Origin of the sequence: Flavobacterium sp. LC2016-01 (assembly GCF_009711135.1) — a bacterium.
Lineage (GTDB): Bacteria > Bacteroidota > Bacteroidia > Flavobacteriales > Flavobacteriaceae > Flavobacterium.
The window spans coordinates 106213-128170 of sequence record NZ_WMIC01000010.1 but is presented as its reverse complement, the minus strand read 5'-3'; the positions used below and the strand labels follow the sequence as shown (position 1 = coordinate 128170).

General features: G+C 35.4%; 12 protein-coding genes. 1 reads left to right on the top strand and 11 read right to left on the bottom strand.

The genetic code is table 11. From position 1 onward, the window contains the following. Nucleotides 1-74: 74 nt before the first annotated feature. The 6 genes from GKZ88_RS19035 to GKZ88_RS19010 all read right to left on the bottom strand — a co-directional run bounded on the left by GKZ88_RS19035 (nt 75) and on the right by GKZ88_RS19010 (nt 11202). Nucleotides 75-2600, bottom strand: coding sequence for a glycoside hydrolase family 9 protein (locus GKZ88_RS19035; protein ID WP_155103900.1), 2526 nt, complete (start codon nt 2598-2600; stop codon nt 75-77). A gap of 23 nt (nt 2601-2623) precedes the next feature. Then, nucleotides 2624-3922: a glycosyl hydrolase family 8 gene (locus GKZ88_RS19030; RefSeq protein ID WP_155103899.1), complete on the bottom strand. Its 1299-nt coding sequence runs from the start codon at nt 3920-3922 to the stop codon at nt 2624-2626. A 20-nt stretch (nt 3923-3942) separates the two neighbouring features. Further along, nucleotides 3943-5502: a glycoside hydrolase 43 family protein gene (locus tag GKZ88_RS19025; protein WP_155103898.1), complete on the bottom strand. Its 1560-nt coding sequence runs from the start codon at nt 5500-5502 to the stop codon at nt 3943-3945. Between the two features lie 29 nt (nt 5503-5531). Next, the gene (locus tag GKZ88_RS19020) at nt 5532-6494 is read right to left on the bottom strand and encodes a glycoside hydrolase family 43 protein (protein ID WP_230392556.1); all 963 of its coding nucleotides are present in this window, start codon (nt 6492-6494) and stop codon (nt 5532-5534) included. Nucleotides 6495-6551: 57 nt separating this feature from the next. Then, a complete protein-coding gene (locus GKZ88_RS19015) occupies nt 6552-8489 on the bottom strand; it encodes a glycoside hydrolase family 97 protein (protein WP_155103897.1) in 1938 nt (645 codons plus the stop codon). Between the two features lie 598 nt (nt 8490-9087). Continuing rightward, on the bottom strand, nt 9088-11202 hold the full coding sequence (locus tag GKZ88_RS19010; RefSeq protein ID WP_155103896.1) for a thioredoxin domain-containing protein: 2115 nt from the start codon (nt 11200-11202) through the stop codon (nt 9088-9090). Nucleotides 11203-11425: 223 nt separating this feature from the next. On the opposite strand from GKZ88_RS19010, the gene GKZ88_RS19005 reads away from it, so the two are divergent. After that, nucleotides 11426-12961: an MFS transporter gene (locus tag GKZ88_RS19005; RefSeq protein WP_155103895.1), complete on the top strand. Its 1536-nt coding sequence runs from the start codon at nt 11426-11428 to the stop codon at nt 12959-12961. 59 nt (nt 12962-13020) lie between these two features. Here the strand turns inward: GKZ88_RS19005 and GKZ88_RS19000 are convergent, their stop codons facing one another. From GKZ88_RS19000 to GKZ88_RS18980, 5 genes are all read right to left on the bottom strand, one after another. Then, nucleotides 13021-15186: a glycoside hydrolase family 3 C-terminal domain-containing protein gene (locus tag GKZ88_RS19000; RefSeq protein ID WP_155103894.1), complete on the bottom strand. Its 2166-nt coding sequence runs from the start codon at nt 15184-15186 to the stop codon at nt 13021-13023. Between the two features lie 332 nt (nt 15187-15518). Beyond that, the gene (locus tag GKZ88_RS18995; protein ID WP_155103893.1) at nt 15519-17081 is read right to left on the bottom strand and encodes a phosphatase PAP2 family protein; all 1563 of its coding nucleotides are present in this window, start codon (nt 17079-17081) and stop codon (nt 15519-15521) included. Nucleotide 17082: 1 nt separating this feature from the next. Then, entirely contained in the window at nt 17083-17994 is a 912-nt protein-coding gene (locus tag GKZ88_RS18990; RefSeq protein WP_155103892.1) for a hypothetical protein, read from the bottom strand. A gap of 40 nt (nt 17995-18034) precedes the next feature. Further along, on the bottom strand, nt 18035-18550 hold the full coding sequence (locus tag GKZ88_RS18985; protein ID WP_155103891.1) for a DUF417 family protein: 516 nt from the start codon (nt 18548-18550) through the stop codon (nt 18035-18037). A 95-nt stretch (nt 18551-18645) separates the two neighbouring features. Next, nucleotides 18646-21939 carry a VCBS repeat-containing protein gene (locus GKZ88_RS18980; RefSeq protein WP_155103890.1) on the bottom strand — a complete coding sequence of 1098 codons (3294 nt, stop codon included), beginning with the start codon at nt 21937-21939 and terminating at the stop codon, nt 18646-18648. Between the last annotated feature and the right edge of the window lie 19 nt (nt 21940-21958).

Sequence of the window (21958 nt, the reverse complement as noted above, 5' to 3'; positions counted from 1 at the left end):
GCTTTGTCAATAAAAGCTTTGCGAACTTTGCGTAGATCTTTGCGCACCTTGCGGTTAAATTTTAAGCCTGTTTACTATTTTTCATTTGCCAAATCATTTACCGTATTAGCGAGAAAAACAAACCACGCTCCACCATCTATGATACACTCATTTTCTCCCCAAAAAAATGGCCAGTCATCTTTATTTTCTAAATAATCCGGCTTTAAAAAGATAAGCCCTGGTACTACTCCACCAGCAATGGTTGTAAAATCGGCACGGTTGTTTCCATAAGCTACTTTTTTAGATCTGTTTCCTACCGCATTCACAAAAGATAAATTGGAATAAGGATGACATCCAAAAATATAGTTCAATCCCTGATAAACATATTCTTTATCCATGATATCCGGATAAATTTTATGAATGTAATAATTGGTGCTGGCCCAATTAATAACCTGAGAACTTCCGCCCCATCCTCTCAATGCAATCGGAACATTATAAGGGTTTCCTGCATTTTCTTTTTCGGTTTTTTCTTTATATTTAATGACATAGCCACGCAATTTTACTTTATAATTATTATCCATAGCAGGCAAAGCCAATAAAGCCGAATTCAGATTAAATTCTATGTTTTCATCCAACGCTTTCCAGATTCTGTCTAAAAAACCCTTTTTATACTGATTATCTTTCGTACTTAAGTAAAGTTGCAACATCGCAATCATTTCGCTTCCTTTTCCCCATCTCGACATTGGACTATCATCGGGTTTTGCTTTTTTATCTATTTCCCTTGCTTCGTTTGTCAATTTAATGGCTAATGCTAAACATTTAGCCGAAAGTTCATCATTGTAGCCCTTTAATGCTCTGTTTGCTGACGCTAAAGCTCCTGCTGTTCTATAATCCAAAAATGAAGTTCGGTTTGTAAATGCCCATCTGTCATCAAGCGTTCCACTGGAAATCCCATTGGATTCATAAGGCTTGAGAGCTGGATTATAAGGAAGATTATCCGTTTCTGTAGAAGCATCACCCAAATGATGATACTGATGCAGATTAGGTACAACTATTCCTCTAACCGGATGCCCAATATTCTCGACTTGTGCCACAAGATTCAAAACGCCATGCTCAATTTGCTGTAATAAATCGGGTTGGCCATCAGGACGATGAATATCGACAAACTGTGTTTTTTGGTCAATATAAGTTTCATCTCTTTTAACTTTGAACTGTTCCCAAGATTCTACAAAACTATTGATTACGCTAACATGCGAAAAAGTTTGTATATCAAAATCGCCAGCGTCAAACCATCCGCCTACTGACATTCCCGGAATACGTTCTAAAGGTTTATATTTCGTTTCTGTAGTGGGTCCTTGCTTATATCCATCAAAATGTTCATGATTCAAAGGCGCCTGAAGACAATCGTCTAAAAATGGTTTTCCATGCCAAACTCTGTAAGCTTCATTGACTTCCATGTGGTCCATTTGAACCGGAAACCAGACATCCATTGTAGGATGCCATACATTAGCATAAATATCATCTTCAATCTGAAAAGTATTGGTTTTCTGATCTCCATATTGAATGTAATAAAGTCCTTTTTCTTTAACAGTGCTAAAATCAAACTGAGCATAATTATATCTTAGATAATTCCCCCAAAGCTTGACATCGCCTTTTAGTTTTTCTACAAATTTTCCGTCTTCATTAAGTTTAAAAATTGACGCTGTGGCTAATGCTTTATCATTTTTGTCGAGTTCGATGACGGCCACTTTCTTTTGGTTTGGCATATAACCCACCTGAGAAAATCCAATTACGGGTTCTCTTTTCCAATTCGAAATTGCATTAGGTTCTACATACCAAGTCAGCACTTTTCCTGTTTTGTTTGAAGGAAGCATACTACGCGCTATAAACCAACCATTCTGACCCAGATTTCTTCCATCAAAAAGCAGAACTTCCTGATCTTCGGATTGGATTTTTACTGTACGTTCCGGGTTTTCAGGAGCAAGGCTTAAATTCTTACCCGATGCGAGTGGTTGTGTCACTATAAATTCATTTCTTCCGCGATCGTCAAATGTCGTATGTCCTGCAAACTGTGGAATTTTTTGAGATAAAGGCTGAATTTCAGTGTTACCTGCAGGATATCTCGGAAAAGTTTCTGCTCTTCCATCAACCATATAATTACTTTCGACGTAAGAGGCAGGCAAAAATTCCATATTAAATCCTGCTCTTCCTTCTAATTTCTTTGGAATCGGTTTATCCAATAAAACAGTAATAACAAATCCTTTTCCTTTTGAAGTTACTACAATTTTGGAATCAAAATCAAACTCTTCATAACGCAATGTAACTTCAATGGTATTGTTTGCCTTATCTACTTTTCGACTCGTCATTTTTGGGATTAAATCCCACTGTTCCGGAGTGTTTTGAAGTCTGATTGCCCCTCCGGTCACAGTTCTAACACCATGATGAATGAACTCTATTCCGGCTGTTTTTTCGTCAAAAAACATTCCATTATATTCATTGCTAAAAACCAGAACATTCAGGCCAGTAGTTTCAAAATAGTCCTTTTCATTTAATTTTAAACTCTGAGAAAATGAAATATTCGAAAAACTAAACAACAAAATAATAACTGCATACTGTTTCATATTTTTATTTTTAAGTTTAAAATTTATTTAACTGCCGGATTTATGATTTGATAATTACCACTGAGATGCATTAAACTAAAGAGATACATCAATCCATCATAATAGGGATCAAAATAGCCGTCCTCATAAGGTTCTAATTTGGCATTCCAGACCGCATGAACAAAATCGATACTTTTTTTGTCTTTATTTACTAATGATGCCGTAGCCGAGGTTGCTACTAAACCAATAGAATGTCTCAGTTTTTTAACCGTACCAGCTTGCAGAATAAAATCAGGTTTAGAACCATCCAGATTAAACTGATCTTCAAAAGTGTCTAATCCTTTCGATCTTAGGAAATTTTGAAATTTTGAAGCATATTCTTCCTGCCACTTTTTGTCTTTTCCGTACCAAGTATAATCCATTGCAATATTCATAGGAACGCGCCAGGAATCGTATCGAAATCCCGGTGGCATCCAGGGTGTGGGATGTGGTTCGCCAGTAAACTCGGTATAATCTGAATTTAAGCCCGTTACCGGATGCGTTGCTTTATGCAGAAATTCACGAGAAACATCGGCGCATTCTTTATAAAACTGTTCGTGGCCATCTTTGGCATATAATGCCCAGATTTCGTAAAAAGCAGGAACATGATAAGAAGGATCTGTCCAGTTATAACCACCGCCTTCGGGCACGAATGAAATTTGCTTATGTTCGGTATTTATAATATTATGGACATTGCCTGTGCCGTCTTTTTTCCACATATTATCCAATATTCTTCTGGCTTCTTTGTAATAATCTATCCCTGTAGAATTACCCCATTTATTGGAAGCAAAAAGCAAACTCGTGATATAATACAATTCTCCATCTGAAGCAGAACCGGCCGAATTTTGTTTTTTGGTTTCCGGATTTACACTCCAGGCAAAATAACCTTCTCGTGGACCTTCCTGATGTTGCATGTATTTAACCGACCATCTCCAGATTCGGTCAAAAACTTCTTTTTTATTGAGCTGAACGGCAATCATCATTCCGTACGACATTCCTTCCGTACGAGCATCTTTATTTTTAACATCCGAAACATATCCTAGCGAATCCCCTTCTTCAAAATAAACTTTGTTAGGGCCTTCAAAAACATCATAATAAGCTTTAGTCAATTTCTTGTCTATTTCAATCTGACTATACCCTGCTTCCTTAAAAAGATTGCGGTATTGAGGTGTTTTAGATTCTGATTTTTCTGTCTTCCTTTTATTTTGACTGATGGCTAGAATGGGTAGAACCAAGCCAATAAGCAGTACCAAAAAGTGAAATCTAACCAGAGATTCACTTGTAAAATTTTTATCTATTATCATTTTTTTTCTTTTTTATCTTTTTAATGATTAATCCTAAACCAGTCAAAATCTGCATATCCGCCAGTATTTTTTGTGGCATAATTAAATAAGCCAAAACGATAGCCCATAAAATGTGGCAACGTATATTTCATTTTTAAAGTTTCTCCTATCGGATTCCAAACTTTCCCGTCTAAACTGTAGAAAAAATTAGCTTCGTCTTTTTTATTCGTAAAATCACAATCAATTTTGAAATAAATCTGATTTTGAAGTAAAGGAATTCGCTGTATTTCAATCGGTTTATCTTTGATAGTACTAACCATTACGATTACTTTTTGATCGTTTTCCATTTTCACTCCTACCAATCCGTACTCTTTTTGTAAAGCACTTAATCCGGCGAAATCGCCTTCTTTCATTTTTGAAACATCCAGCAAAACAGAAGCTTTACTCGTTGGCCCAATAGTGCGCTGTGTAAGTGTATTTCTTGCCTGCAGAAAATCAGTATCAATTCTTCCTGTCTTAAGTCGGAGAAATCCTTTTCTTTCTTTTAAAGACCAAAGTGCATTATCCGGATTGTGATTCCATTGCCAAACTAACGGAAGAGTTTCTTGCCCTTTCTTTCTATCAAATTCATCAGAAGCGACCAAATTCGGAATCAAACTTTTATTGGCCGGCAGGTCTAGTATTTCAGGAACTTTACCATTTTCACCTAATATTGGCCAGCCATTCTCCCATTTCACGGGAACTAAATATGGAATTCTGCCAACAGCACCAAAATCACGAAACAGATAAGAAAACCAGCGTCCATCAGGAGTATCGATAAGTCCGCCTTGCGCAACACCTAAATCCTGTAAACCTATTTTTCCTTCCCAAGGACCTGTGATATTATCTGCTTTATGTATAACCACAGTTCGCATTCCGTCTTTCGGCCAACAGATATTAAATAAATAATATTTTCCTTTAATTTTGAATAATTGTGAACCTTCAGCTCTCAGCATAATATTATTTCCTGCGGGTGCACTGGCATTTTCTATAATGATTTTTTCAGGAACATTTTGTTTGATTCCGGTTAAGTCATCGTTTAGTTCAACTAATTTGATTTGACCTGTTCCGTAAATCAAATATGCTTTTCCATTGTCATCAAAAAAAAGAGAGTGATCGTGATAAGCGGGTTGAAAAGAAACTTTTTGCCAATTTCCTTTCTCGATATCTTTTGTTCTAAAAATATAGGTTTCACCTGTTGTTTGGGCAAAAGTCGTCACATAGTAAGTGCCGTTGTGAAAACGTAAACTGCTCGCCCAAGAACCTCTGCCATATGTACTTTTAGCTTCGGTTAAATTTAATTCCGGTACATCTGCCAAAGTATCATAGGCATAATTAATCAGTTTCCAATTGACCAGATCTGTAGATTTCATAATAGGCAGCCCCGGACTCATGTGCATCGTTGTACTGCTCATGTAATAATTTTTCCCTACCCGAATAATCGAAAGATCAGGCACATCGGAAAAAATAAGTGGATTATTTGCTTTTTTTTCCTGTGCAGAAACAGTAGTTTGAATCATCAAAATACAGAAGGCAAAAATGAAAGTAATTCTATTTTTCATGGTATAAAAAAATTAGATTGAGATACTTTTTACTTGATTTCGTTTACGCCTTCCGTAGTCTGTATTACTTTCTGAATCGTGCCATCTTTATTATAATGCATATAATCGACGCAAATTGAACGTCTGTAGCTTCCACCAGTTGGCAAGCTTCCATTATGATAGAAAAAGTATGATTTGCCTTTATAGGCAATAATACCTGGATGTGTGGTAAAACTATTGGGTACATTTTCCTGTATAATTCCCTGATAAGTCCAAGGGCCTGTTATACTTTTAGCCGTGCAGTATTCTATCATTTCTGGTTTTGTTCCTGCACTGGCATAAACCAGATAATAAAGTCCTTTTCTTTTGTAAACCCAAGGTCCTTCGATATAATTTTTAGGTTTGAAAGTAGTAATGGCTCCATCTACTTCTGTCATGTTCTTTTTAAGTTTTATCCACTTACAGCTTCCATTTCCCCAAAATAGATACGCTTGTCCATCATCATCGACAAATACAGTAGGATCGATATCATCCCAGGCATAGGTCATATCGGTAGTCATTTCATTAATGATAAGCGCTTTGCCAATGGCATCTTTAAAAGGACCTGTAGGACTATCTGAAACTGCCACGCCTATTGCCGCACCGCCAGCACTTACATCACTCTTTTTATGAAACGTAGAAACAAACCAATAAAATTTTCCGTTTCTCTCGATACATTGCGCGGCATAAGCATCGCCCGTAGCCCAGGAAAATGTGCTTGGTGAAAGCAATGCTCCATGATCTTTCCAGTCTTTCATATTGGTTGTAGAAAAGACATGCCAGTCGGCCATTTTGTAATTCGTATCCTGCTCTGTTGCGACATCGTGTCCCGTATATAAATACAAAGTTCCTTTATGTACAATAGGTGCCGGATCAGCAGTGAAAATATCTTTAATGATCGGATTTTGCGCTTCCATTTTTATTGCCGACAGACAACATAGCAGTGCAAATAAAATTTTGGTTTGGTTTCTCATTATTATGGTTTTTGGTTTGGTTTTATAGTTATAACATGTATTATTTTTTAATTGAAACTACTGATTTATTGGAGTCAACGAAATTGCAAAGCCTCCTCTACGAAGCAATTTCACCTCAATGGTACTGTTCTTATTTACTTCCAAAACTTGAGAAGAAAACGCTTTATCGTGTTTTCCATCTGCAATAACAACGGCACGATAATCAATCCCTTCATCTAAAAAATCCAGTTTGATTTCTTTTGTAAGCTCTTCACGTTCTGAGGCACTAATTCCGCCAATGTACCAAGAGCCTCCTTTTCTACGCGCCATTATCACATCTTTGCCTGGATAACCATCGATAAGTTTGGTTGTGTCCCACGTAGTTGGAACTTCTTTTAAGAAGTTTTTCGCCTCGTCAGGTAATTGGTAATATCCTTCAGGCCTATCTGCAAAATGTTGGAAAGGAGACTCAAAAAGTACAGAAAGCGCCAATTCATGTCCATAAGAAGTATGATGCGGAAATTGAGAATTGGTAAAAGTCACAGGAGTATAATCCATTGCTCCTACTACATTTCTTGTAAAAGGTAAAATGGTATTATGCTCAGGTGCTGTGGTCGAAAATTCTGGGCCATTGTTGTACCATTCAGCCCCACGTACCGCTTCATAAGTCATTAAATTAGGATACGTTCTTGACCAGCCTCTTGGTACAATACAGCCGTGAAAATAGACCATCATTTCAAATTGGGCCGCATCTTCCAGAATATCAAGATAATATTGAATCATATCCTGTTTTTCGCTTTCGAAAAAATCAACTTTAACTCCGGCTACACCTAATTTTTTAAGTTTTGTAAATTCTTCCACTCTGTTTTTATGCGTCAGCATTCGGTCTTTTGGCGTCGAAGGCACCCACGTATGATCTCCTCCCGAATTATACCACATCAAAGGTTTTATTCCTTTAGAATGAATATAGTTCAAAGCATCTTCCAGATTACCGCCATTCGCCATGGTATCCCATTCCCAGTCTAAAAGCGTATAGGGCCAGTTCATGTTTACGGCTAAACCTGCAAATTCACATACGGTCTTAAAATCTTTAGTTCCGTGATTGCTTGACCAGTAATTCCAGGAAACTTTTCCTGGCTTTATCCAAGCAGTTGTTTTAAAAGCAGTAGGAGTCGATACATCCTCGATTAAAGTACTTTCTACGATATCAGATAAACTTCCGATAGTAATTACCCTCCAAGGTGATTTCCACGGAAGTGAAATTTTTGGTTTTGATTCACCTGTTCCTCTGGCATCTTGTTGATCGGGAAAAGTAAGTTTGTACGTATCAATATCTTTTATATTGCTCAATTTTGTGCCGCAATAACTGCGATTTAAATCTGCTTCATGCAACAGAAACCAGCATGATTTATCTGATGCATCAAATAGTGCGGGATAACACCATTCTTGCTGTAAAATTTTATCATCACTGCTCGAAGCATACAATCCTTCATTGGCAGGATTCCATTTTTCTAGCCATCGTTTACTTTCTTTTGGTATTTGATAAGCAGTGAATTCATCATTAATACTATAAGAGCCTTTTTTCTCTGGAAATTCATATCGAAAGGTAATGCCATCATTATAGGCTCTAATAATAAGATTCAATCTGGCTTTATTCGGATTTTCAAAAGAAACCGTTATTTCGTTGGCCGTGTTTTCGCGTATTGATTTCTTGCCGAATGGAAGTTCATAATGATCTTTAATCAATCTCGGTTTTGTTGCTTTTAAAAAACGAAGTGCTGTAGAAAAATCCTGATCGCTTCTCGAAAGTCCTAAAGTTATTTTCGGAATTATTTCTGAAAAAGTATTAGCTGTCTGATAGGATACTTTCAAATACCATTCACCTTTCGCATTCGAACCAGCGGTATGCAGAACAGTTGTAATTTTTTGATTTGGTGACTGCAAAATGATATTTTGCGACCAGCTCTGTGACAAGTTTACTAAAACAAAAAACAGTACAGTAATTTTTAATTTCATGATTTTAAATAATTCGATTAGTACTATTATAAATAGTATAGAGTTATGAAAAAGCCGAAAGGGATTAAGCTTCCGGCTTTACGATTTAAAAACTAACGCACTTAGTTATAAATAGATTCTGTAAAATAACACTTATAACACACTATTCACTTTTTAAACCAATTCTTATCTTTCAATATTTAATGACCCAACAATAAAAAAATTATAATCTTTAATTATAATCCTGACTTTATTTTCTTATTCAATAGCTCTCCTAAGTTTAATGTGTTTATGAATTTGCAAATAGTCCAAAAACTATAACCATAATTTCATTTTATGAATAAGTGTATTTATTACAAATATAAAAAAATAAATCAAAACACAACCGGTTGCGTGTTAAAAACTTTCTATTATTAATAAAAAATATGCTTAAAAATAATAGTTTATAGATTTTTTAATTTAAAAAATTAAGATATTCGTATTACACCAATCCGTTTGATGCTAAACTTTACAGATTTACAACTGATATTAAGAATTCTTTAGATAACTCATAAAAGAAAAACATAAAACATCTTCCGTAATACACTATTAATCAGCAGTATTCATATCCCATAATTTATTAAAAATTATTTTTTATTTGATTAAATACTGCATCGATTTGTGTTTCTGGCCTTTTGCAAGCTCTGTTTACACAGATATAAATGAAGGTTTCATTTTCAACAAAGCGGTTTTCTAATATTGGAAGTTTACTTTCTTTTGTAGATCCAGCAATGAGAATATTAGGCAAATAATAACTTTGCAATTCACTTGTTTTACTAACAGCTTCTTTTCCCGAAAGAGCAACTTCAAAATAATTATTCGTGTAATTCAGCATTAAGTCGAGCCAATTGTAATATTCCATAGGTGCTTCCAAAGCACTAACTTTTATATTATTGAGCATATTTTGCGCCGTTTTTGCATACATCTCATTAGAATAATAATGCCCTAATGCAAATAAATTATGAGCAAAAATCGAGTTGGAACTCGGGATAACATTGTCTGCAACTTCCATTTTTCGTGCAATTAAATCTGCTGAAGTACGAGAGGTAAAATAAAAAAGACTCGATTTTTTATCCTGAAAATGTTTTATAGCATAATCCGTTAATTGCTTCGATTTGTTCAGCCATTTTTCATCAAGCGTAATTTGATACAGCGCAATAAAAGCATCTATAACACTTGCATAATCTTCAGAAAAACCAGAAATACTGCTTTTGCCTTCTTTATAGCTATGATTCAAACTTCCATCTTTTTGTAATTGGTTGTCCACAATAAACTTTGCACTTTTTAAAGCGATTTCCTTGTAATGCGGATTTTTAAATGCTCTATAAGCAGACACATAGCCCTTCAACATTAAAGCATTCCATGAAGTCAATGTTTTATTGTCTACATGTGGTCTGGGTCTTTTGTTTCTCGCTGATAAAAGTATTTGCTTCCAGTTTTTTATTTTAGAATCTAATTCCGTTAAGGTCAATTTATTTTTGACTGCAAAATCTTTATCTCCTTGCGTTTTATACAAAATATACTTTCCATCTTCCCATAAACCATTTTCGCTAATATTGTAATAATTCTGAAAAAGTGGAAAATCTGATTTTAACAACTCTTGCAATTCATCCTTTTTCCATGTATAATATGCTCCTTCTTCTAATTTATTTGCTTTGTTTTTGCTATCAGCATCTATAGAAGAATAAAAAGCTCCGTTTGAAGCCATGAGTTCTTTTTCTACAAAATTCAGCGTCTCATATACTGTTTTTTTATAGCTTTCATTTTTTGAAATCAGATAGGCGTCTGAATACAAACTCACTAATTGCGCATTATCATACAGCATTTTTTCAAAATGAGGAATATGCCATTTTGCATCGACAGAATATCTGGAAAATCCTCCCCCAACAGCATCATACATTCCGCCATTTGCCATTTTTGTGAGTGTATTGTCAACAAAATTTTGAATTGATTTATCATTATTCTGAACACTGTAACGCAACAAAAATTGCAAAGAAGCCGGCATCGGAAATTTGGTTTCGCCAACTAAACCTCCATCTTTAAAATCTAAATGTTCTTTCCATAATTTTACAGCAGCCGAAATTTCAGTTTTATTAAAATTGGCATCATTATTATTGACAGCAACTAATTGTGATTCCTTAATTCCTTTTACTAACTTATCAGCATACTCGCTTGCCTTATTTGGATCTTTTTTATACAAATTAGAAATCTCGGTTAAAGCTTTTATCCATTGTTCTTTTGTAAAATAAGTACCGCCAAAAATTGGTCGGCCATCTGGAAGCGCAATACAATTTAACGGCCATCCGCCTTCGCCAGTCATCAATTGTACCGCATTCATATAAATCTGGTCAATGTCGGGACGTTCTTCCCTATCTACTTTTATGCTGATGAAATTGTCATTCATTAATTTGGCAACCGCCTCGTTTTCAAAACTTTCTTTTTCCATAACATGACACCAATGACAGGAAGAATATCCTACCGAAACGATAATAAGTTTATTCTCTGTTTTAGCCTGATCTAAAGTTTCTTTATTCCATGCTTTCCAATTTACAGGATTGTGCGCGTGCTGCAAAAGATACGGACTCGTCTCATTGATCAAATCATTCGTATATTTATGATATTCTTTATCATCCTGTTTTTTATTGCAACTTAAAAAAAGACAGTAAACAAGTAGTAAACGGTAGAGAATACGCATAAAAAAGAAAATGTAAAAGTGAGTATAATGATTTGAATTTTAGAAGCTTTTGAAAACTAATGAAGCTAAAATAGCAATTTATATTTAAAAGATTTATGGAAACAAAAGAATGCTTCAAATGTTCTATTAAAGGCTTCAAAAGTGACAATCATATTTCAACTTTCGAGCTATTTTTACAGATAGCATTTTATTCAAATTATAAAGAAGGGAAATTTTTTGACAGATGAGAAAACTCAGTACTATTTTAACTATAAACCAATTCACTGATAGAAGCAAAAAACAATACGTAAGTATTAGTAAGACATCTGAAAAACTTTCTGTAACAGAAAAAATAGGATACGGTTTAGGAGATTTTGCAGCAAATTTGATTTTTCAGACTCTGCTTACCTTTTTAGCTTTCTTTTACACCGATGTTTATAAGATTCCTGCCGGAAAAGCAAGTATTATTATCTTTACTGGAGGTTTTATTGGTGCATTCTTTAATATTTTTATGGGTATTATTGCCGATCGTACCCAGACAAAATGGGGAAAATTCAGACCCTGGATATTATGGACTGCATTGCCTTTTGGAATTGGTGCTGTTCTTACTTTTCTAACTCCCGATTTTGGAGAAAATGGGAAGATAATCTATACTTTACTGACTTACTTTTTTTTAGTTTTGATTTATTCTGCAAATAATTTGCCTTATGTTGCCTTAAGCGGTGTTTTAACAGGTGATATGAAAGAAAGAAATAGTCTTTCCTCCTACCGATTTGTTGCTGTATTAATTGCTCAATTCATAATTCAGTCCCTTTTATTGCCCTTAGTTTTAATTTTCGGACATGGTGACAAAGCAGTCGGTTTTAAAAATACGATTATCCTATTTTCTGTTATAGGAATACTTTGCTTTCTCATTACTTTTTTTACCACAAAAGAAAGAATCGTCCCTACAAAAAATCAAGAATCTTCAGTAAAACAGGATTTTATTGATTTGTCTAAAAATAGTCCCTGGCTCGTTATGCTGCTGGTTACAATCTTAGTTTTTATAACCTTGTCCTTAAAAGGCGGGATGTATGTATTTTATTTTAAATATTATTTAGACCCTGCTGCGCAAACCTTATTTTTGAATAATATTGGTTTTACAGCATTTATTCATGATCTTAACAATTCATTGATATCAATGGGATTAGTCGATTTTCAGTGGCCAAAGGATGCTGCTACTTCTGCATTTAGTCTTTTTAATGCGGGCGGAATTCTTTTTATGATTTTGGGTATTTTATTTTCGAAACCACTTGCAGATTCCTTTGGAAAAAGAAATATTTATATCAGTTTTATTTTTTTGTCTACTATAAGTCTGCTCCTTTTTAATTTTTACAGCCGAACAGCCATTGAAATCGTTTTTCTGACCCAATTAGCACACGGATTTATTTACGGGGTAACAATTCCTTTATTGTGGGCGATGATCGCTGATGTGGCTGATTACAGCGAATGGAAAAACCATCGAAGAGCAACTGCTACTGTTTTTTCGGCGATGCTTGTTGGATTAAAAATCGGAATCAGTATTGGTGGTGCATTGGGTGCTGCTTTTTTATCTAAATATGGTTATGTAGCCGAAGAAATCAATCAGGTACCCGCAGCAGTTGAAGGAATTAAACTTTCTATCAGCATTTATCCTGGCTTTATATTTATTATAAGCGCTGTAATGTTATGCTTTTACAAAATAGATAAAAAAATGGAAATTCAGATCGAAAATGACCTAAGAGAAAGAAGAAAAAATTAAAATTATGGCATTATAAAACATTGCCATAATTTTAATTTTTTATAAATTTTCAATGCTGCTTATTCTACTGTAATCTTCAGACTGCTCACGATATCTTTAACTGATGTGGCCGTGTAAAGTACAAATTCACCAGTTTCAATTTTCCAGCTGGAAGTTTTCTCATCATAAAAAGCCAAATCTTTAACCTTTACTTTTAAATCAATTGTTTTGCGTTCTTCTGGCTTCAAAAATATTTTATCAAATGCCTTTAATTCCTTTTTTGGTCTTAATACTGAAGCATTTGTTTGTCCCACATATAATTGAACAACTTCTGCACCATTCGTTTTTCCCGTATTTTTAATATCGAATTTCAAGACTATTTCATCATTTACGCTATAGATTTTTTTATCTGCAGCAACATTTGAGATTTCAAAAGAAGTATAAGACAATCCGTAGCCAAAAGGATATTGAGGCTTAATTTCTTTGGTATCAAACCAGCGATAACCAACCAGAATATCTTCATCATAGTTTACTTTCAAATCATGTCCAGGGTATGCTCCTAAGGCATGTGCAGGTGATTGGCTTAGTGTAACCGGAATCGTAAAAGGAAGTTTTCCAGAAGGAAATTCTTTACCACTCAATACATCAATTACAGCATTTCCAGCTTCCATTCCGCCATACCATCCCCAAACTAAGGCCGGTACTCTCGATTCAATTCCTGCTAGCTCAAGAGGAGAGCCGGCAATAATGACAACAATTGTTTTAGGATTTGCTTTGGCTACTTCCTGAATTAAAGTTTCCTGTCCATATGGCAAACGCATATGAAGTCTGTCAAATGATTCTGAATCAAAATCATGATTTAAACCTGCAAAAACAATGGCTACATCCGATTTTTTTGCCTGTGCCACTGCTTCGTCAATTAATTTCCAATCTACTTTGTCTGTATTTAATTGTCCGTTGCTGCTTCTTTCCTCAACGTGGGATTGTTTTTCGTAACCCTGTGCAAAATTTATCTGTACCGATTTTCTGTATTTTTCAGTAATTGCTTGAAATGGAGTTACCTCATATAACGCTTTTATTTCGGAACTAAATCCACCACCGCAATGAGTTCGAGTCGCATTATCTCCAATAATTGCCACCGATTTTAAGGCGCTCATATTTAAAGGCAAAATTTGGCTCTCGTTTTTCAATAAAACAACCGCTTCGACTGCAGAACGATAAGCTGCTTGCTGGTGTTCTTTAGTATTTATAGAACCTACAATTCGTGTTTTAGGATCTAAAACTTTTGTTTTAATCATAACTCGCAGAATATTGGCCACTTTCTCATCTACCACACTTTCTTTTATGCGTCCTTCCTGTACTGCCTTAATTAAAGGATCTGCAAAATACCAATCATTGTAATTTTCTTTTTCCGTCCCCATTTCCAGATCCAGACCAGCTAAAGCTGCCTTTTCAGTACTATGAGTGGCATCCCAATCCGACATATAAACGCCTTTGAATTTAAATTCATCTCTTAGAATTGTTCGGCCTAAGTAATTATTTTCGGTACAATATTCACCTCTAAATTTATTATAAGCGCCCATCACTCCCAATACTCCGGCATCAACAATCGACGATTTGAAACCAGGCAGATAAATTTCACGAAAAGCTCTTTCGCTCATATTGACATCAATAACAAAACGATTTTCTTCCTGATTATTTGCCACAAAATGTTTCACACAAGCAGCAACATCCTGAGTTTGCAAAGCTTTGATATAGCTTATGGAAAGCTGCGAAATAAGAAATGGATCTTCACTCAAATACTCAAAATTTCGTCCACAAAGAGGAGAACGAATAATATTGATTCCGGGGCCAAGCAAAACGTCTTTTTTACGAAAACGAGCTTCTTCACCTAAAACAATACCGCGCTGCTTTGCCAAATCTAAGTTCCAACTTGCCGCCATAGCCGTTCCTGGAGGAAAAGAAGTGGAAGAATCGTCAGTTTGTCCTGTATATTTCCAGTCGTGTCGATTCATTTCTGCTCTGACTCCATGCGGACCATCAGACAATGCCCATTCTGGAATTCCAAGATGTTTTATTTCTGAAGTGTAAAATTTAGAGTTACCATGCAACATTCCTGCTTTCTCTTTCAAAGTCATTTTTTTTATTAACTGTTGAATTCTTTTCTCAGTTACTGCGTCTGTCTGCGAAAATGTACTTTGAAAAAATATTAAAAATAAAACAATAGCGCTAAATCTGAATCTCATTTTTTTATATGTTTTAAAAACCTTTTGGGTTATAGTAATTAATTTGAATTTAAATGGAAAAGCAACTCATTATGAGCTCGCAAAAATAGCGGAATAACAGTTTTAAGAATCATACAAATGGATCATTTTATATCATAAATGAAGCAAACTTCTATCAAAAATCGCATAAAAATCTAAACTATATAAAAAGGACACCTATCGTATTCTTCCGTTTGATTTTTTATAAAAAATAGTATATGATGAAAAAACAAAACCCGACAGGTTTTAGAAACCCGTCAGGTTTAAAATTGAAAAAATTCATTTTATAATAAAGAAAAAGATACTTTATTTTATTATTCCGCGCCGTCAGTTGTTGCTCTAGTAACGGCAAAGCCACCGACTTTTTTACCTAAGACTAATCCTTTTTCACAATCACTTCTGTAATGAATTGCTCCGTACATTCTTGAGTTTGATGCCTCTAAAGCCATTGCTTCATATTCCGTCTTTTTAGTCGGAATAAAATGCGACAAAACGGTGCTGGCAGCAGCACTAAAAGTAGAATGACCAGAAACATAGGCCGGGAAATTTGGAACTCCTGTAGTAGTTTTAATTGAAGGATCCATTTGGCAAGGACGTGGATTAAAATAAGCGTATTTAGCATCCCAACAGCTTATAGCCGCATCCATCATGGCGACATTTAATAAGGCTAAATTTCTTGCCCAACGAACTTCACTGTACGATTGCTGTACAAAAGTTTCAGAAGCAATGGCGTTCCAATGGCCTGGAGGCGTATAGGTATCTACTCCATCAGCCCAGAAACTGACAATTTCCAAATGTTCGCGAGACTTATCTTGACTGAACTTTTTAATCTCGGCTAGTTCTTTGGCGAAAGCCTCTGATTTTGTTGAAGGCGGGGCCGGCGGGCGATTGGCCACAACATCTGCTTCTGTCATCAAAAATGATTTTACTTTTCCGAATAAAGGCAGCATTGGCGGTCTGGCTGGTATTTCTAATGATTTCCATGGAACTTCTCCAGTTGCAGCGGTTTGAGATTCTAATGCAGCCCAAATTGCCGGTGTACCAATAGCTGCTCCGGCTCCGTCAGTTGAAGCGCGAGCTATAAATTTTGCAGCAACCTTTCTGCCTAAAATTATTCCAGCATCAACATCAGAACGAACATTGGCGCCGCTGATAATGCGGTATAATTTTTCTTCTTCAGCTTTTTCATTTACATAAGCAATTTCAGTTGGAAATAACAATTTTAAAAGTTCAACGGTAACTCCCGTCACAACAGCATCTTCTGAAGGATAAGATGGTAAAGTGCTTTTAGGGATTAAAACTTGCAGACTCGGATCAACAGTATAAGGTGCTGCTCTGTTGTAAAGCTTTTTATAATGCCATGCAGCAACCAGCGCATCGTATTGAGCAGCGCTTACATAAGCATAAGCTCTCGCAGCATAAGGAGGATTCGAAAATGGAAATTGAGGATAAGCAAATGGATTTGCAGCTGAAGGTGCCGGATAAGTTCCGTCTTCATTTTGATACGGCGGGCGATTATGTCTCGCGACTAATGTTCGCAAAATTTCATTCCAACGCAATACGCTGCCCGCGCTCCAATACTCTATTATGCTTTTTTGCTCAGCGGTAATGCTGACCTGAAAACTTTTTATTTCGTTAATTTCTCTTGTATAAGCAGCTGAATTTGTCGCAACAGGTACATCAATTGAAAATTCATCTGGTGCAGTTAAAAGATACGTTTTCCAAGTGCCGGCTTCAACATCTGTATTTTTAGGGCTTAATTGCGGAAACTGTTCATTACGCTGTGCAATGTCATCATCACAGGAATATAATAGTCCCATTGCAAAAAGGAAAAGAATCAGACTTTTAAAGACTATTTTTTGAATACTATTTTTCATCTTATTTGCTTTTTTTATTAAAATTAATCAGGTAGAAAACGCCTCCGTAAAACGAAGTTGTTTCTCCTACATTTCTACCTTCTGTCACTACGTTGTATCCGCCTACGATAGCTAATTCAGGTTTTTTTATAACCGTATATTTTCCATTTAAGCCCAATTTAAAAGCATTCATGGTATTGCTTGGGAAAGGCATGTTGTTTTTTGTAATGTCAAAACCTCCGGACTGAGTAACCGAATTGTCAATCACAGCTTCTGCAATTAATCTTGGGGAACGGTATCCAAATCTAAAATTGACGTTTATAACATCGGGCATATTCACTTCATTGGTATAATGAATTTCATCATCCAAATAGGAATTTCGGTCAATGGTAATATTTCCTCTTTTCATATAAGCAGCAGAGAAAGTCGTGAAGAAAGTACGATATTGTACATCACCCATTAGTCGAAAGGTTCCGGTTTTGCTGCGCATACCAATGCTTAATGGCAAATAATCAGCCACGTAGTCTGACGTAGGCATTGAATAACTTCCTAAAACTAACAAGGAATACGTAAATGCGCCAACTTTCTTTTTAATTGGCATATATTTCAAGGTCAAGGATAAATCCTGCATTCCTTTTTGGCCTTTCATAGTCCCTGCAGTTGCCTTGGTTTCAACATACGGAATGGTAACAAGAAAATTCAGTTTGTCTAATATTCCATAATCACCCATAAATGCAGGGCCTTGAGAAGATACTGTACCAAGATTAAGATTTTCTCTTTTAAAAGTCCCCTCCCAATATTTATCCCAACTGCTGTATTGATAAACTGCTCCAAAGCAAAAATTATTTTTACTCATCATAAGCGCATCTATATCAGTTTGTGCGCTCATCATAACAGGAATTATGAAGAGAAAGCACAAGTATATTTTTTTCATTTTTTAATTTGTTTTTCTTGGTTATTAGTTTGTTTTCCGTTTACTCGTTCAGCATTTGCTGATTCTGAATCGTAGCATTTGCAGTAAATTTTTCCTGCTCTTTTTTCAAACTCATTGCTATATAATATTCTTCATTGTATTTCCCTGCAATCACGAGAGCTCCGGCTACCAAAACAATATTTTTGATAACGTATTGACCGGCTAATGTTGGTTCATACGGAAAGATTTCAAAACAACTGGATTTTAGAATGAAAAAAGTGGATAGCGTTGCGGTCATGTGCAATAATAAAAGCACAATCGTTACCGGAATCCATTTTCTCACGAGTAATCCCACTCCTATGCATACTTCAGCAATACCAAGAATGGGAATAAAGAATTCTGGCTTTAACCAAAAAACGGTTTTCGCTACCATGTCACCTGCAGGACTAAGACCAAAGATTTTGAGAAGTCCAAACCAAATGTAAATGATGACAAGCGCCATACGCATTAAAGAAACACTGTGTTTTCCTATTTTATCACTTAAGGAAAAATAGAAAGCGTTAAAAGTATTTTTCATTTGTTTTTAAAGTTTTGGATTATTAGTTAGAAATGGCTAAAAGACAAGCTTGAACTCAGAATAGGAGATCAAAACTTGTCTTACTCTTTCTATTTTTAATTGATCCTGACGCTTTGTAAAAACGAATTATTTTTAGTAACCAAGAGATAGTTTTTTCCCTGTACTTTGATTTTTTCCATGTTTTTAACATCGCCTGGAGTAAAAAATCCGCTTTCGAGCGCTGTTAGCGATTTGAATTTTCCTTTTCCGTTTCCTTTTAAAAACAATCCATGACCAGCATCGTTTCGAGGCGTTTCTACTTCAGAATTAAACATGTTTCCTGTAATTAAAACATCGAGATTTCCATCTTTATCATAATCATCCACCATGATTTGATTGATACAGCTCAGCTGTGCTTCAACTGGCAATTCATGGATAACAAATTTTCCATCTTTATTTTCTAAATAAATACTGGCAAATGATTTTACTTTGTAATGCAAGGCTTCTTTAAGTGATTTTTCGGTATAAACATCAACCAGAGTCGCTTCTGAAAAGCTTTCGTAATCTTTGAATTTCTTCTTGATATTCGGAATTTGCTGTGATGAACAACCACGGCCACGCACCGGATATTGCTTGCCATCATTGTAATAACTCAGCACAATATCTTTGTGTTTATCGTTGTCAAAATCTTTCACGAAAATATCAAAGGTTTCATTGGGAGTCGCTTTGTATTTGTAATTCAATCCGTTATTACCCACGATATAATCCATGTCGCCATCCTTATCAAAATCGCCTTGCTGAATGCTCCACCACCAGCCTGTCGTGTCATCGTTAAGTCCCATGTCTTTTGTAATTTCTTTGAAACCCGATTTTGTATTTTGGAAAATACGGATCGGCATCCATTCACCGACTATAATGATATCATTCAATTTATCATTGTTAATATCAGTAATTACGGCACTTGTTGCCATTCCAAGATTGACAAATTCCTTAGGTGCTTTTTTAGAAATTTCAAATTTTGGCTGTGTTGCGGTACTCAAATTATGCAACAAATACGTTGTGGTTGGTGATGGATATTGTCCCGGAACTTGTCTTCCTAAAACTAAAAGATCCTGTTTTCCATCTTTATCATAATCGATTGGATATACTTTTGAACTACTTGTCAGCATGGATGGTAGTACTCCTGTTGGCGCTTTAGTAAAATCGCCTTTTCCGTTGTTGAGATATAATCTGTCCTGTAATTTTGGATCATTAATCAGAAATTCGTAACCACCGCTCACTACATATAAATCGTTATCTCCGTCATTATCAGCATCAAAAATCAATGCTCCTGTATCTTCACTCGCTTTATCCTGTTCCAGTGCCGGAATGTTCTTTTCTACAAAACCATTTTTTGTCTGAAAAAACATTTTTCCGGAATACGTGGCTGAACCTCCAATGAAATAATCTTCAAGGCCATCTTTATTTAAATCACCAACAGCAATCACAGGACCAAAAGTTGACATTTTATGAGGCAATAAAACCTGATCTTTAAAATCATCGTATTTATTTTCTTCGTGTTTAAAAACGGGGAAAACCTTAGTTTCATTGGTAAATAATAGGTTTTTAGGCGTTACGTTCGCCACTGATTCCTCTTTGGCATCCTGCTCTTTAAACTGAAGCGTTTGGTTGGCTTTTACATTATACAATTTTTGCACCTTGCCATTCGTCCAGACTACTTTTACTTCATCGATTGTTTTTTCCTTCGCTACTCCAAAATGCAATTCAGGCGTCACTGAAGATTGAAATCCTCTTGTCATGGTCAACTCTTGCATTTGGGTTCCTTTATTTGTTTTTACATAAACACGATTCCCCAAACCATAAGTGTTTTTGGAATTTCCCTTGAATTTTACTTTGATGTAATTATTAATCTTCGAACTTGAATTTTCAAAAACTGAAGCAAAATCATCAATATTATTCACTACCAAATCCAAATCGCCATCGTTGTCTAAATCGGCATAAGCCACACCATTTGAAAAACCTTTGTATTCAATTCCCCATTTTTCATTTACCTGTTCAAAATTTAAGTTTCCTTTGTTTTGAAACATGAAATTATCGATTTTCTCAGAAGGAATTTCCTGAGATTTTTTGAGTAAATCTTTTGGTTTTAAATTCAGCCTTTCTAAACTATGAAAGAAATCATTATTGTTTATTTCTCTTCGGGTTCCATTGGTGACAAACAAATCTTTATTTCCATCATTGTCAAAATCGGCGAATAAAGGCCCCCAACTCCAATCCGTAGAAGAAGTTCCTGTCAAACGGGATATGTTTCCAAAATGCGGAATACCATTTTCATTCACTCCCGTGTTTAATTGCATGCAATTGTGCATATATTGGTAATTAAAACCGGCATCAATGACATCCCAAAAAAGTTTCGGATTCATACTCGACATGTTGGCTTTTTTACGACGATTGTCTTTCGCATCCATGTCTACCTGAAAAATATCTAAGTTTCCATCGTTATTAAAATCAGAAATATCGACACCCATTCCGTAAAAAGAATTGTGTGATGTTGCCTCTTTTACAACTTCTTTAAAAGTGCCATCCTGATTGTTGATGTACATAAAATCAGGCGAATTGAAATCATTTGAAACATAAATATCAGGCCAGCTGTCGTTGTTTAAATCGCCCACTGTAGCACTTAATGATAATCCATAGTTTTTTACACCAGCTTCCTGGGTAACATTGGTAAAATGATTGCCGTCATTTCGATATAAATGACCCGATTCATTGTCTTTGACATGCGCCATCATTTGTACATAATCACCTGTCGCCGAATTGAATTTTGTAGGAGGATAATTAGCGACAAACAAATCTAAATCGCCATCTTTATCATAATCGAAAAAAGTACCCTGAACGCTGTTTCCTATATCGTCAATACCATATTCTTTGGCTCTTTCAGTAAATGTTCCATTGTGGTTATTGATAAATAATTGATTGTTTTTAGGGCCGAATTTTCCACCCACACTACAATAAATATCTAAAAATCCATCTCCATTTACATCGGCCATTGTAACTCCAGTGTACCAACGGCTATCACCTCCTACGCCGGCTTTTTCTGTAATGTCTTCAAATTTTAAATTTCCTTTATTTAGGTATAATTTATTGGATACCTGATTTCCTGTAAAATAAATATCAACCAGGCCGTCATTATTGACGTCGCCAGTGGCTACTCCTCCGCCCAAATAAATATAGTTGTAGGTAAAATAATTCAGGGAATCATTTTCTTTTAAGTTATTACTAAACTCAATTCCGGTATCTGAAGGGTCTAGTGTAGAGAATATTTTCTCATCTGATTTTTTAGAACAGCTGACAAGCAATAATAGGCCAACAACGCTCAAAAAACCTGTTTTTATATTTATATTTTTCATTTTTATAAGTCTAATAATT

Excerpts from the sequence above, each read along its gene's own strand:
- GKZ88_RS19035 (WP_155103900.1), bottom strand. The coding sequence starts at position 2,600 with ATGAAACAGTATGCAGTTATTATTTTGTTGTTTAGTTTTTCGAATATT.
- GKZ88_RS19030 (WP_155103899.1), bottom strand. The coding sequence starts at position 3,922 with ATGATAATAGATAAAAATTTTACAAGTGAATCTCTGGTTAGATTTCAC.
- GKZ88_RS19025 (WP_155103898.1), bottom strand. The coding sequence starts at position 5,502 with ATGAAAAATAGAATTACTTTCATTTTTGCCTTCTGTATTTTGATGATT.
- GKZ88_RS19020 (WP_230392556.1), bottom strand. The coding sequence starts at position 6,494 with ATGAGAAACCAAACCAAAATTTTATTTGCACTGCTATGTTGTCTGTCG.
- GKZ88_RS19015 (WP_155103897.1), bottom strand. The coding sequence starts at position 8,489 with ATGAAATTAAAAATTACTGTACTGTTTTTTGTTTTAGTAAACTTGTCA.
- GKZ88_RS19010 (WP_155103896.1), bottom strand. The coding sequence starts at position 11,202 with ATGCGTATTCTCTACCGTTTACTACTTGTTTACTGTCTTTTTTTAAGT.
- GKZ88_RS19005 (WP_155103895.1), top strand. The coding sequence starts at position 11,426 with ATGAGAAAACTCAGTACTATTTTAACTATAAACCAATTCACTGATAGA.
- GKZ88_RS19000 (WP_155103894.1), bottom strand. The coding sequence starts at position 15,186 with ATGAGATTCAGATTTAGCGCTATTGTTTTATTTTTAATATTTTTTCAA.
- GKZ88_RS18995 (WP_155103893.1), bottom strand. The coding sequence starts at position 17,081 with ATGAAAAATAGTATTCAAAAAATAGTCTTTAAAAGTCTGATTCTTTTC.
- GKZ88_RS18990 (WP_155103892.1), bottom strand. The coding sequence starts at position 17,994 with ATGAAAAAAATATACTTGTGCTTTCTCTTCATAATTCCTGTTATGATG.
- GKZ88_RS18985 (WP_155103891.1), bottom strand. The coding sequence starts at position 18,550 with ATGAAAAATACTTTTAACGCTTTCTATTTTTCCTTAAGTGATAAAATA.
- GKZ88_RS18980 (WP_155103890.1), bottom strand. The coding sequence starts at position 21,939 with ATGAAAAATATAAATATAAAAACAGGTTTTTTGAGCGTTGTTGGCCTA.